11 protein-coding genes are annotated in these 12,105 nt (G+C 62.3%); 9 read left to right on the top strand and 2 right to left on the bottom strand.

Translation table 11 applies throughout. The annotated features are described in order from the left end of the window. The first annotated feature begins 68 nt into the window (after positions 1–68). Entirely contained in the window at positions 69–1,634 is a 1,566-nt protein-coding gene (locus QA645_RS06205; protein ID WP_283048918.1) for an acid phosphatase, read from the top strand. A gap of 44 nt (positions 1,635–1,678) precedes the next feature. On the opposite strand, the gene QA645_RS06210 is transcribed toward QA645_RS06205, so the two are convergent. Continuing rightward, positions 1,679–2,380, bottom strand: a complete 702-nt coding sequence (locus QA645_RS06210; protein ID WP_283048920.1) for a DUF2306 domain-containing protein — start codon at positions 2,378–2,380, stop codon at positions 1,679–1,681. 317 nt (positions 2,381–2,697) lie between these two features. Between QA645_RS06210 and QA645_RS06215 the strand changes: the two genes are divergently transcribed. Both QA645_RS06215 and QA645_RS06220 read left to right on the top strand, forming a co-directional pair. Next, positions 2,698–3,069, top strand: a complete 372-nt coding sequence (locus tag QA645_RS06215) for a lysozyme inhibitor LprI family protein (RefSeq protein ID WP_349253172.1) — start codon at positions 2,698–2,700, stop codon at positions 3,067–3,069. A 538-nt stretch (positions 3,070–3,607) separates the two neighbouring features. Further along, the gene (locus tag QA645_RS06220; protein ID WP_349253173.1) at positions 3,608–4,690 is read left to right on the top strand and encodes an ABC transporter substrate-binding protein; all 1,083 of its coding nucleotides are present in this window, start codon (positions 3,608–3,610) and stop codon (positions 4,688–4,690) included. A gap of 198 nt (positions 4,691–4,888) precedes the next feature. Here QA645_RS06220 and QA645_RS06225 read toward each other — a convergent pair whose 3' ends face one another. After that, complete coding sequence (locus QA645_RS06225; protein ID WP_283048927.1) at positions 4,889–5,785, bottom strand: LysR substrate-binding domain-containing protein; 897 nt, start codon at positions 5,783–5,785, stop codon at positions 4,889–4,891. 205 nt (positions 5,786–5,990) lie between these two features. On the opposite strand from QA645_RS06225, the gene QA645_RS06230 reads away from it, so the two are divergent. The 6 genes from QA645_RS06230 to QA645_RS06255 all read left to right on the top strand — a co-directional run bounded on the left by QA645_RS06230 (position 5,991) and on the right by QA645_RS06255 (position 12,102). Further along, positions 5,991–7,325, top strand: coding sequence for a C4-dicarboxylate transporter DctA (locus QA645_RS06230; protein WP_254128137.1), 1,335 nt, complete (start codon positions 5,991–5,993; stop codon positions 7,323–7,325). Positions 7,326–7,349: 24 nt separating this feature from the next. After that, positions 7,350–7,856 carry an ureidoglycolate lyase gene (locus QA645_RS06235; protein ID WP_283048929.1) on the top strand — a complete coding sequence of 169 codons (507 nt, stop codon included), beginning with the start codon at positions 7,350–7,352 and terminating at the stop codon, positions 7,854–7,856. Positions 7,857–7,858: 2 nt separating this feature from the next. Next, positions 7,859–8,698: a bifunctional allantoicase/(S)-ureidoglycine aminohydrolase gene (locus QA645_RS06240; protein WP_283048931.1), complete on the top strand. Its 840-nt coding sequence runs from the start codon at positions 7,859–7,861 to the stop codon at positions 8,696–8,698. 584 nt (positions 8,699–9,282) lie between these two features. Beyond that, entirely contained in the window at positions 9,283–10,224 is a 942-nt protein-coding gene (locus tag QA645_RS06245) for an efflux RND transporter periplasmic adaptor subunit (RefSeq protein ID WP_283048933.1), read from the top strand. A 19-nt stretch (positions 10,225–10,243) separates the two neighbouring features. Continuing rightward, positions 10,244–10,945 (top strand): ABC transporter ATP-binding protein, encoded by a 702-nt coding sequence (locus tag QA645_RS06250; RefSeq protein WP_254128141.1) that lies wholly within the window; start codon positions 10,244–10,246, stop codon positions 10,943–10,945. Further along, positions 10,942–12,102: an FtsX-like permease family protein gene (locus QA645_RS06255; RefSeq protein WP_283048935.1), complete on the top strand. Its 1,161-nt coding sequence runs from the start codon at positions 10,942–10,944 to the stop codon at positions 12,100–12,102. The genes QA645_RS06250 and QA645_RS06255 overlap by 4 nt, the downstream gene beginning before the upstream one ends. The last annotated feature ends 3 nt before the right edge of the window (positions 12,103–12,105 follow it).

Below are 12,105 nucleotides of genomic sequence, written 5' to 3' on the forward strand. Positions count from 1 at the left end.
CTTCGGCGAGCGTCTGCGCTATGACGAACGGAACGATAGCAACAATCAGGCTGAAGCAGGGGGCTTGGATGCTGGCGAAATCAGCGGTTTTCCTTTGTGCGTCGAGTGTCGTCATCGGTGCGTTCGGTCCGGCGCTGGCAGCGGGTAACGGACCGGGCCCCCAGAAGAATGCCGCCGACGATCTGACCTTGATCGACACGGTGGTGGTGATTTACGCCGAGAACCGCAGCTTCGACAATCTCTATGGCAGTTTCCCGGGCGCGAACGGCGTGGCGAAGGCGCCCGCCTGGACGCGGACGCAGCGCGATCGTGATGGCAAACCGTTCCGTGAATTGCCGCCGATCTGGGACGGCCTGACCGCAAAGGGCGTGACGCCACCGGTCACCCAGGCCCAGACCGAACATCTGCCCAATCGTCCCTACTATCTGGACGATCCGAAGGGCTTCAATCTCAGCTACGGCACCGTTACGCACGACCTCTGGCACCGCTTCTATCAGAACCAGATGCAGATCAATGGCGGACGCAACGACAGATTTGTCGCTCATGCCGACTCGGGCGCGCTCGTGATGAGTCTCTGGGACGGATCGAAGATGGCGATGTGGAAGGTTGCCCAGAAATATGTGCTGGCCGACAATTTCTTCATGGGCGCGTTCGGCGGCTCCTTCCTCAACCACCAATGGCTGGTCTGCGCCTGCATCCCGACCTATCCCAAGGCCGACACCAGTCCCGCCAAGCCGTCGATCTCCGTGGTCGAGCCCGATGGAGTCACGTTGAAGGAAGCCGCCAACTCGCCGAAATCGGCGATGGACGGCATTCCGAAATATGTCAGCGACGGCAATCTCACACCCGACTTCTACGCCGTGAACACCATGCAGCCACCCTATCAGCCGAGCGGCAACGAACCGGCGAAGGATGGCGACAAGGCTTATGCGGATCCCATGAAGCCGACGACGCTGCCGCCGCAGACCGAGCCGACGATCGGGGACATGCTTAGCCTCAAGCGTGTCAGCTGGGCCTGGTATGGCGGCGCTTGGCAGGACGTGCTGGATCACGGCAACAAGTCGCCGGTCCCGTTCTTTCAGTATCACCATCAGGCCTTGAACTATTATGCCAGCTTCGCCCCCGGTACTGCGGCGCGTGCCGAGCATCTGCGCGACGGCGGCCTGGCGGGCACCGAATTCATCAAGGCGATCGACGACGGCAAGCTGCCGCAGGTCACTTTCTACAAGCCGCAGGGCGATCTCAATGAGCATTCGGGCTATGCCGATATCCAGGCCGGCGACGCCCATATCGCCGACGTGGTCGCGCATCTCGAGAAGAGCCCGCAATGGCCGCATATGCTGGTCGTCGTGACCTATGACGAGAATGGCGGCCTGTGGGATCACGTACCGCCGCCGAAGGGCGACCGCTGGGGTCCGGGCTCCCGCATTCCCGCCATCATCATTTCTCCCTATGCGCGCCGCGGCTATGTCGACCACACGCCGATGGACACGACCTCGATCCTGCGCTTCATCACGCGCCGCTTCGAGTTGCCGACCCTGCACGGCATCACCGTGCGTGACACCGCGATCGCCGCTCGCAAGCAGACGCCGCTCGGCGACCTGACCAGTGCGCTCGTGCTCAAGGAGAAGTGAGGCGGAGTGGCCTCCCACCGAACGCAACTGCTGCGCCCATGAGGTTAGCTCGGACGGCTCGCCGGGCGCGACGCGCTTGCGCTTCTTGGCGGGTGCCGCCGTGCTTCCAACGTCGAATACAGGGCAACGATCAAGACGTTGGGTAGCCACGACGTAAACGACAGGATCGGAGACATGCTGGAATAGCTGCTATAGCCCAAGGCGTAGCCGATCGGAATCTGTAGGCGAAGGACAACGGCTCCGAAGGTCATCGCGTAGCTGAATCGCATCAGTATCCGATGCCACTCAAACCTTGCGCGCACGGCCGAGACCCAGGCAGCCACAGTGGTGCCGATCCACAGGACCGCGAGAATCCCGAAACCCAGGCCGGCCACCTCGCCACCCGAAGCAAATGGTGTCGTAGCCAATGCTCCCGCTCCAGCCAGAACGCACGCCAGGACGTAAACCCGGCCGGAATAGCGATGCAGCGTCGGATGGCGCGCCCGCAGCCTCGGAACGAATTGGAGCGGTCCCAGGAGCAAAGCGACGGGGGCGATCAGCATGTGCGTCAGCGCCTGCAGAGGCGCTTGCAGTATGACGGCCTTGATATTCGGATCGATGCCGAACCAGACGCCTCCCAGCGTGGCGTAGTATCGCAGGGAATGCGCGGTTACGATCGCGGCAAGCGCGGCGATGATGCCCCGCCCCAATCGGGGGATGTATTTGCTGTGCATCCGTCTCGGACCCTTGCCGCGATTGTTGGTCAAACCGTCAGTGTTTCCCGGAGGGAAGCCGGACTATGGTTGAACCGTCCGGGCGGACAAGCATTGGGGGACCGCCGGCGTGGGAACGGGGATGAAAGAACGAGTTCTGGGACGATCGGTGTTTTTGACGGGACGAGCAGCGCTCCAGCACGGCGTCGGCCAACATCTTGACGGTTTTTCGAGTTTCCCTTGCCGTGCATCTTCCGTGGCCGCCAGCAACCTTCCCAGTCTCATCGCGAAATAGCCACACCAGACAGCTCAAATTTTACTCAGATCGGAAAAGGCACAGGACCGTCATGTTCTGGAGAACATCTCGCGCTTTGGCAGCCGCCCTCTATGTCGCCGCATTTCCTGCAAGCGCGCAGCAGGGCGCGGAGCTCGACGCTTGCATAGCCAAGGCCGACGGCGCTTCCTCGAAAATGCTGGATTGCGGCAAGGCCGAAATCGATAAGTGGGACCCGAGGCTGAATGCCGCCTATCAGACGCTTCTGCACAAGTCCGAGGGCAAGCAGCGAGCGCAATTGCAACAAGAGCAGAGGACCTGGCTCAAACATCATTTGAGCGAGACCCGCCGTCTGGCTGTCAGCCCCAACAATGGGTCCGTCGCATTCCTCGAATCGCAGTCTTTTGAATTGGATGACTTGGTCGAGCGAACGTTGGCGCTCGAAAAGCGCGTCAACGAGAAGCCTTGAGCGGCCGACACCTTCGTCAAATCCGCACTTGAAGCGGTTGTCGGTATCGGTAGTTGCGCCTCCAGGATTTGAACCTGGCCCAGGCTCCACAAGGACAGCTCCGCGAGCGTGGGTTTCACTTCGCATCGGAAGCATTCGGAATCGTTGGCTCGAAGCCTGACGGCACACTGTCCAACGCTGCTGATTGCTGCCGATCACTGGTTTGCCGAACGTCGGGCAGATTTCCTGGCACCCCGCGGGCAGGGCTCGTTGGACTACGATTGTCCGCTCTGATCCAATCCAGCCGATCAGCTCTCCTGCGGCTCTGTGATCAGCTCACTCATCGGCTGGCGAGGGAGTATGCATGTCGTGAACGGCGCACGGATTTACGAAGTCCCCCCAAGCGGCGAGGGTCGCAGCGATGAGCAAGAGCTTGTGCACGCATGCTGCCCGAGCGGCAATCCTTGCTGCCGGACTTTTCGTCACGACTGTCTTGCTCGCAGGTGATCGTCGATACGGTCAAGGCGCAAGCGATACTGAGATCAAGATCGGCCAGACGATGCCCTATAGCGGTCCGCTCTCCGCATCTTCCGTGATCGGCAAGGTGCAGGCAGCCTATTTCCGCATGATCAATGATCATGGCGGCGTCAATGGACGCAAGATCACGTTGATGTCCTACGACGATGCGGCGACGCCGTCCAAGACCGTCGAGCAGGTCCGTAGGCTCATCGAGAGCGACGGAGTGCTGTTCACGTTCGAGACGCTCGGAAATGCCTCGAACATTGCGGTTCAAAAATATCTCAATGACCGCAATATCCCTCAGCTTTTCGTGGCCGGGCGGTCGACGCGTTTCGAGGATCCGATCAATTTTCCCTGGACGATGGGATTTGCTCCCAATCTGCGCACGGAGATTCGCGTCTACGCACGCTTCATCCTGGACAATTATCCGAATGCCAGAATTGGCCTGCTCTATCAGAACGATGAGACCGGCAGGGATTATCTGACCGGATTAAAAGACGCACTCGGCGCGAGGGCAAGCGAACTCATCGTCTGCGACGCTTCATACGATGTATCGGACCCGACCGTCGATTCGCAGGTCGTGCGCCTTAAGGCGGCCGGTGTCGACGTCCTCATCAACATGGCTGCCTCGAAATTCGCCGCCCAAGTCATCAGAAAGATGGCGGAGCTCGATTGGAAGCCCGCTCACCTCCTTGGCGTGGGCTCGTCCTCGATCGACGCGGTCCTGAGCCCGGCGGGCATCGAGAATGCAAAGGGCATCATCTCGGCGAGCTCATTCAAGGAGGCCGCTGACCCGACCTGGCGTGAGGACGAAGGCATGAAGCGATGGAGCACCTTCATGGACGGCTATTATCCGGGAGGCGATCGGAAGAGCATCTTCACGGTCTACGGCTATAGCGCCGCCGAGCTGCTGGTGCAGGTCCTGAAGCAATGCGAGGACAATCTCTCGCGCGAGAATGTCATGGCGCAAGCGACGAGCCTGAGAAACGTGAAACTCGATCTGCTGCTCCCAGGGCTCTCCGTCAACACCAGCCCGGCCGACTATCGTGTGGTCAAGGAGTTCCGAATGATGCGTTTCACCGGCGAGCGATGGGAGGCGTTCGGACCGATTGTCAGTGATTGATACTGTTCGGCTGTTTGCTGGTGCTATTCGCGCCGCCTAGGCCGCTCTACCAGGTTGCCGTGCCAACCGCTTACGCCACCAGACTAGGGACAAACAACGGTTCGTCGTGTCGGTGGTTGAGCGACGTCCCTTCCTTCGGCGCCATGGCTCTTCTGTGCGCCCGATCTTCGGAGCAGTTCAGCAAATTTGACGGTCGTGCTACCCCAGCCTTTTCCTCTGACTCAAATACCTCAGCGCGAGCTTGATGAAATTGTGCACCACCATCGAGGTCTCGTCCGCTCGGTAAACGAGAAATACGTCGGCCGCGGGCGGTGAGGGGCGGATGGGGCGAAACGCGATATCGGCGGTCGTGAAACGCGCGATCGACTGCGGCACCAGCGCGACGCCGAAGCCTGCCGCAATGAGGCTCGGGATCGACTGCGCGTCGACGACCTGCTGCGACACTTTTGGCAGGAAGCCGGCATCGACACAGCAAGTCTGAATATAGCGCGCGAAGTCGGAGCTGTCGGGATCGAGGACGACGTGATCCTCCGACGCCAGATCGCCGAGCGCGACGCGCTTGCGCTTCGCCAAGGGGTGGGTGCGAGGCACGGCGAGAACGACCTCTTCGCGCCACGCCAGCTTGCTGGTCAGGTCGCGCTCCGTGGGAACGCCGCGAATGAGCGAGATATTGGTGGTCCGGTTGAGCAGGGCCGCGATCTGTCGCGCCGGTGCCTGCTCATGCACCGTCATCCTCACCAATGGCGCGACCTCACGGTAGGCCGCGAGCAGCTCGGCAAGTCGGCCGCGCAGGATGGAGCCGGTTGCGCCGAGATCCAGCGTTCCGACCAGGCCGGCGCCGATCGAGCGTACCTCGTCTTCCGCCGACTTGACCTGTTGCAGGATCGCGCGCCCGCGCGACAGCATTGCTTCACCGGCCTGGGTCAGCTCGACCTTGCGGCTCGTCCTGTAGAGCAAGGGGGTGCCGAGCTCGGCCTCGAGCGCCTGGATGTGCTGGCTCAGCGGCGGCTGCGAGAGGTTCAGCCGCCGGGCAGCGAGGGTGAAGCTGCGCTCTTCGGCCACCGCAATGAAGTACCTGACCTGGCGAAGATCCATAGTGAAAACCTATCAATCGTGTCGTTCTATATATTGGACTTGATGTCGCACCTGGTCAACGAATGACCGATGGCGCCTTCGTCCGCGTGCAAGGGGCGAATGGCTCCGTACGCAGCGGCGTGACGCCGCTGCCAAATGACAAGAATGGCGAAAGGCTCAAGCCGACCAAGCCAGACAGACAAAAGCCCAGCGAGCGAGGAAAGCCATGCCCAACATCTTCAAGTCACTCTTCTTCCAGGTTGTCGTCGCACTCGCGCTCGGCATTGCGCTCGGCATGGCCTATCCTGATACGGCCCTGCAGATGAAGCCGCTCGGCGACGGCTTCATCAAGCTGATCAAGATGCTGGTGCCCGTCATCGTGTTCTGCGTTGTGGTGCAGGGAATTTCCGCGGCCGGAGACCTTTCGAAGGTCGGCAGGGTCGGCATCCGCGCGCTGCTCTATTTCGAGATCGTCACCACAATCGCCTTGGTGTTCGGCATTGCGCTTGCCTATTACTTCCAGCCCGGCGCCGGAATGAACATCGATCCATCGACGCTCGATGCCAAAGCGCTCAGCGGATTCAGCCAGACCGCGGCCCAGGTTGCCGGCGGCGGCGTCTCCGAATTCCTGATGAAGCTGATCCCCTCCACGATCGTCGGCGCGTTCAGCTCCGGCGATGTCCTGCAAGTCCTGATCGTTTCGATCATGTTCGGTTGCGCAGTGTCATTATGCGGCGAGCGCGCACGGCCGGTCGTCGATTTCATCGAGCGCGTGAACGAGATCATCTTCAAGATGATGAACTTCGTCGTCCGGCTTGCCCCGATCGGCGTGTTCGGAGCGATTGCCTTCACCGTCGGCAAGTACGGCATCGGTTCGCTCAAGCAGCTCGGTGGCCTCGTCGGCTTGTTCTATCTGGCCGTGGTCCTCTTCGTGGTGATCGTCCTCGGAACGATCATGCGGCTGTCCGGCTTCAGCCTGTTCAAGCTGCTCGGCTATCTGCGCGAGGAGCTGATGATCGTGCTCGGCACGGCCGCCGGCGACAGCGTGCTGCCGCAGACCATGCGCAAGCTCGAGCAGCTCGGAATCAAGCGGTCGACCGTCGGCCTCGTCATCCCGACCGGCTATTCGTTCAACCTGGACGCGTTCTCGATCTACCTGACCCTGGCGGCGGTCTTCATTGCGCAGGCGACCAACACGCCGCTCGCCCTGGGCGACCTTCTGGCGATCCTCGGCGTCGCATTGCTCACCTCCAAGGGTGCCCATGGCGTCCCAGGCTCGGCCATCGTCGTCCTCGCCGCGACGCTGTCGGCGATTCCGGCCATTCCGGCAATCGGACTGGTGCTGATCTTGTCGGTGGACTGGTTTATCGGTATCGCTCGCGCGCTCGGCAATTATGTCGGAAACTGCGTCGCGACGGTCGTTGTCGCCGCATGGGAAGGCGATCTCGATCGCGCCAAGGCGCATCGCATCCTGAACGGCGAGATCGTTCCCCAGGGCGAGACATCGCAGGCCGAGCCTGATGGTGCGGATGCTCCCGTCGCGGGTCTGCAACCGCTTTGATCGCGGAAACTTTTGAGGTTGACGATGGCGACACTTTCGATTGAGCCCCTGACCAAGCAGGCGTTCGCGCCGTTCGGCGAGGTCATCGAAACGGACGGGGTGATCCCCCTGTCGATCAACCAGGGTTTTGCGAAGCGCTTCAACGATCTCGCCAGCATCGACGTTACCGCGGAAGGCGGACAGACCAACATCAGCTGGTTTGCCGCATCGCTGCGTCCTGCGCCGATTGCGATCCGCCTGATGGAGCGTCATCCGCTCGGAAGCCAGCTGTTCATGCCGCTTAACGGCGCGGAGTGGCTGGTCGTTGTTTGCACCGACCCACGCAATGCCGCGAGCTATCGGGCGTTCGCGGCGACGGGGCACCAGGGCGTGAACTATGCGCGCAACTGCTGGCACCATCCTCTGCTGGTGCTCAAGGACGCAAGCGCGTTCCTCGTCGTCGACCGCAAGGGCGGTGGCAACAATCTGGAAGAATATTGGCTGGACGAGACCATGCAGCTCGATCTGATGCCCGAACGACACGAGGCCTGACGATGTCATCGCGAACCTATCATGTCCCGCAGGGCGGTCTGCCGCCGCAGACGGATCTTCTCAGCGGCCGTGCGGTCTTTACGACCGCCTACGCCGTCATTCCCAACAGCGTGCAGCGCGATATCGTCGTCAGTCATCTGCCGCACTGGGACAACACCCGTGTCTGGGTTTTGGCACGGCCGCTCTCGGGCTTCGCCGAAACGTTCTCGCATTACCTGATGGACATCGCACCGAATGGCGGTAGCGAAACTCCCGAGCCCGACAAGGACGCCGAGGGGGCGCTGTTCGTCGCGGGCGGGCAAGTCACGCTCAAGCTGGCAGGCAAGGACAGAGAGCTGAAAGCCGGCGGCTTCGCCTATGTGCCGCCCGGGTGCGGATGGAGCCTGCGCAATCGCGGCTCAGGCGCGGCCCAGCTGCACTGGATCCGCAAGCTTTATCAGCGCGTGCCGGGATTGGCCGAACCCGAGCCGATCGTGACCAATGAAGACTCGATCGCGCCGGTGCCGATGCCTGATACGGAGGGGCGGTGGGCCACCACGCGCTTCATCGATCCCTCGGACATGCGCCATGACATGCACATCAACATCGTGACATTCGAGCCGGGGGCAACCATCCCCTTTACCGAGACGCATGTCATGGAGCACGGGCTTTATGTGCTCGAGGGCAAGGCGGTCTACCGCCTCAATCGCGATTGGGTGGAGGTCGAGGCCGGCGACTATATGTGGCTGCGCGCGTTCTGCCCGCAGGCCTGCTACGCAGGCGGCCCCGGCCGGTTCCGCTATCTGCTCTACAAGGACGTCAACCGCCACATGAATCTGCGGCAGGGTGCGCCGCTGATTTAGTCTTGCGCGCATTGGCCGCCCGCTCGATGGGCACTGGCCTTCTCTTTGGGGGCCTTCCCTCAGCACGCCCAGGTCGTTCAGTTGGGAGAGCATGCGACTAAAATTCGCAGTGTCGCTGCTTTTCTCAAACATTGTCGTCTCAATGAGGCCAAGGCAAACCGGCCTGACGCCGACTGAATTGTGCCGCGACGCACGCAGCCGGTCGGCCGCAACGGCATCGGACACCGACGAGAATTTCAGAATCGGCCGATCCGGCCAGGAATCGGCTAGCCGAATTCTGCATCGGGCGAGAACGAACCTGCCGCGCGCGATAGATCTTCTTTTCTTGAAGGGATGCCGGAGTTGAGCCGATGCAGTCAAACGCCGACTCAACGAAGCGAGACCACCTAATAGTTGCGGCAGAAGATTGCTCATGCCAAGGATGTGTTGCATAATATCGACTGTCCTACTCGGGGGCCTGTGGTCGGATGGATGACAGGACGCGATCGTTACGCTCGCTCGTCATCGAACGGTCCCCACCGGCCGGGCCTTCGTTGCGGCGGAAAAAAAGTTGGCTGCTGCCAGCCATCGGGATTTTGGTCTCAGTGCTTGTGCTGGGAGGCGGCACGGTGCTTTGGCTCGGCGGTTTGTCGCCGTCCGCGCAGGCGCCGGCTGCCGAGGTCCCATCCACCCAGGTCGCACAACAGGAGCGTCCGGCCCAATCGGTCGCGCCCGGTGCGGGCGGCCTGATCGCGTCCGGCTACGTGGTGGCACGCCGCAAGGCCACGGTCGCGGCCGAGGTCACGGGCAAGGTCGTCGAACTCCTGGTCGACGAGGGCATGGTGGTGGAGGCCGGCCAGGTTCTCGCTAGGCTCGACGATGTCCTGGCGGACAAGGACTACGCGCTGGCGCAGGCGCGCGCCGAGGCCTCCGAAGCGGCCATGGCCGCGATTGCCGCCGATCTGGCCGACGCCGAGCGAATCCTCAATCGAACCCAGACGCTGTCGGGAAAGAATTATGCCACCGAAGCCGACCTGACCAAGTCGCAGGCTCGAGCCGGCGTGCTGCGGGCCCAGCTCCGCCAGGCGGAGGCCCAGCTTGCGGCGGCCCGGCTCGAGGCCCAGCGCTTTGGCGAGGTGCTCGGCAAGCACCGGATCCGCGCTCCGTTCGCCGGTATCGTGGTCGACCGCAGCGCGCAACCCGGCGAGATGATCTCGCCGCTGTCGGCCGGCGGCGGCTTCACCCGCACCGGCATCTGCACCATCGTCGACATGGACTCGATCGAGATCGAGGTTGACGTCAACGAAGCCTCGATCGGCCGCTTGCATGCCGGCACCCGCGTCGAAGCCGTGCTCGATGCCTATCCGGACTGGCGCATCCCGGGCGCCGTCATCGCCATCGTGCCAACCGCCAATCGCGAGAAGGCGACCGTCAAGGTCCGTGTCGGCATGGATGTGAAGGACAGGCGCGTTCTGCCGGACATGGCGATCAAGGTGACATTCGTGGAAGACGGCGCGCCTGCCACGGCGCGCTCCGATCCCCCTTAAGCGCGCGGGAGCAAGACCCATGTTATCGCCAACCGATCCGATGATTGGCATCGTCGATTTGTCCAAGCGGTTCACCAAGGGGAAGGAGACGATCACCATCTTCGATGGTCTCAACCTTGCCATTCCACGCGGGGATTTCGTCGCCGTGATGGGACCGTCGGGGTCCGGCAAGACCACCCTGCTCAATCTGCTCGGTGGCATTGATCGGTCCGACGCAGGCGGGATCGAAGTCGCCGGTGAACGCCTTGACCGCCTGTCCGAGAGCGAACTTTCGCGCTGGCGGGCATCGCATATCGGCTTCATCTTCCAGTTCTACAATCTGATGCCGATGCTGACCGCGGCGCAGAATGTCGAATTGCCGCTGCTGCTGACGCGGCTCGGCCGCAAGGAACGGCGCCAGCGGGTCGAGACCGCGCTCGGCGTGGTCGGGCTCGCCGATCGGGTCAAGCACTATCCCAAGGAAATGTCGGGTGGGCAGCAGCAGCGCGTCGCCATCGCGCGCGCCATCGTCTCCGATCCGGCGCTGCTGCTGTGCGATGAGCCGACCGGAGATCTCGATCGCGCCACCGCCGACGAGGTCCTGTCGATCCTGCAAGTGCTCAACCGCGATCTCGGCAAGACCATCGTGATGGTGACCCACGACCCGGCGGCGGCGCAATACGCCAAGCGATCGCTGCATCTCGACAAGGGCCACTTCATCGAGAAGGAACTCGCGGCGTGAACGACCTGGTCCTGATCCGCAAGAATCTGTTCCGCCGGAAATTGCGGGCCATCCTGATGATGGTCTCGATCCTGATCGCCTTTGCGATCTTCGGTGTGCTGGCGAGCTTCGAGCGCGCCTTCAACGCTGGACAGGACCGCGCCACGCCCGACCGGCTGGTGGTCCTCAACAAGATCAACTTCACCCAGCCCTTGCCGATTTCCTATTACAATCGGGTCGCCGCCATCGACGGCGTCGCCCAGATCACCCACTTCAGCTGGTTCGGGGGCTATTACCAGGAGCCAAGGAACTTTATCGCGGCCTTTGCGGTCGACCCGCAGAACTGGATGAAGCTTCGCGACAGCGACTTCGTGTTTTCTCCCGAGGCGCGCGCGGCCTTCATCCGCGAGCGCACCGGCGTTCTGGTCGGGGCGCGCATGATGGAGAAGTGGGGCTGGAAGGTCGGTGATCATATTCCGATCTCGAGCAGCGTCTGGTCCCAGAAGAACGGCTCGCACGCCTGGGACTTCATCATCGTCGGCAGCTTCACCGCCCGCATTCCGCAGGCCGACACCAACGTCATGCTGATGGGCTACGACTATTTCAACGAGACCCGCTCGTTCGGCAAGGACCTGATCAACTGGCTGGCGCTGCGCACCACGTCTGTGGCCGCGAACGAGCGCGTGACCAATGCCATCGACGGGATGTTTGCCAACTCTCCCTATGAGACGACGACCGACAGCGAAAAGGCCTTCAACAAGGCATTCGCCGCCCAGCTCGGCAACATCGCGCTGATCGTCGAGCTCGTGGTCGGGGCGGCCTTCGTGACGATCCTGATGATCGTCGGCAACACCATGGTGATGACGGTGCGCGAGCGCACGCGCGAGATCGGCGTGCTGAAGACGCTGGGCTTTTCCGGTGGTCGCATCCTGCGCATGGTGCTCGGCGAATCGATCCTGCTGGCGCTGCTCGGCGGGCTGCCCGGATTAGGCGTCGCGCTTCTTCTGATCACGCGAGTGCGGGACAGCCTGATGAGCTTCGTTCCGACGTTGTCGCTATACCCCGATATCGCCGCGGCGGCAGTCGGGCTGATGGTCGTATTCGGTATCATCACAGGCCTGGTGCCGGCGCTCAACGCCATGCGCCTCAACATCGTCACCGCGCTGGGACGGAGCTGATCC

The organism is Bradyrhizobium sp. CIAT3101, assembly GCF_029714945.1.
Taxonomy (GTDB): domain Bacteria; phylum Pseudomonadota; class Alphaproteobacteria; order Rhizobiales; family Xanthobacteraceae; genus Bradyrhizobium.

Coding starts and splice junctions, on each gene's coding strand:
- QA645_RS06230 (WP_254128137.1), top strand. CDS start 5,991: ATGCCCAACATCTTCAAGTCACTCTTCTTCCAGGTTGTCGTCGCACTC.
- QA645_RS06240 (WP_283048931.1), top strand. CDS start 7,859: ATGTCATCGCGAACCTATCATGTCCCGCAGGGCGGTCTGCCGCCGCAG.
- QA645_RS06205 (WP_283048918.1), top strand. CDS start 69: ATGCTGGCGAAATCAGCGGTTTTCCTTTGTGCGTCGAGTGTCGTCATC.
- QA645_RS06250 (WP_254128141.1), top strand. CDS start 10,244: ATGTTATCGCCAACCGATCCGATGATTGGCATCGTCGATTTGTCCAAG.
- QA645_RS06225 (WP_283048927.1), bottom strand. CDS start 5,785: ATGGATCTTCGCCAGGTCAGGTACTTCATTGCGGTGGCCGAAGAGCGC.
- QA645_RS06235 (WP_283048929.1), top strand. CDS start 7,350: ATGGCGACACTTTCGATTGAGCCCCTGACCAAGCAGGCGTTCGCGCCG.
- QA645_RS06220 (WP_349253173.1), top strand. CDS start 3,608: ATGCCCTATAGCGGTCCGCTCTCCGCATCTTCCGTGATCGGCAAGGTG.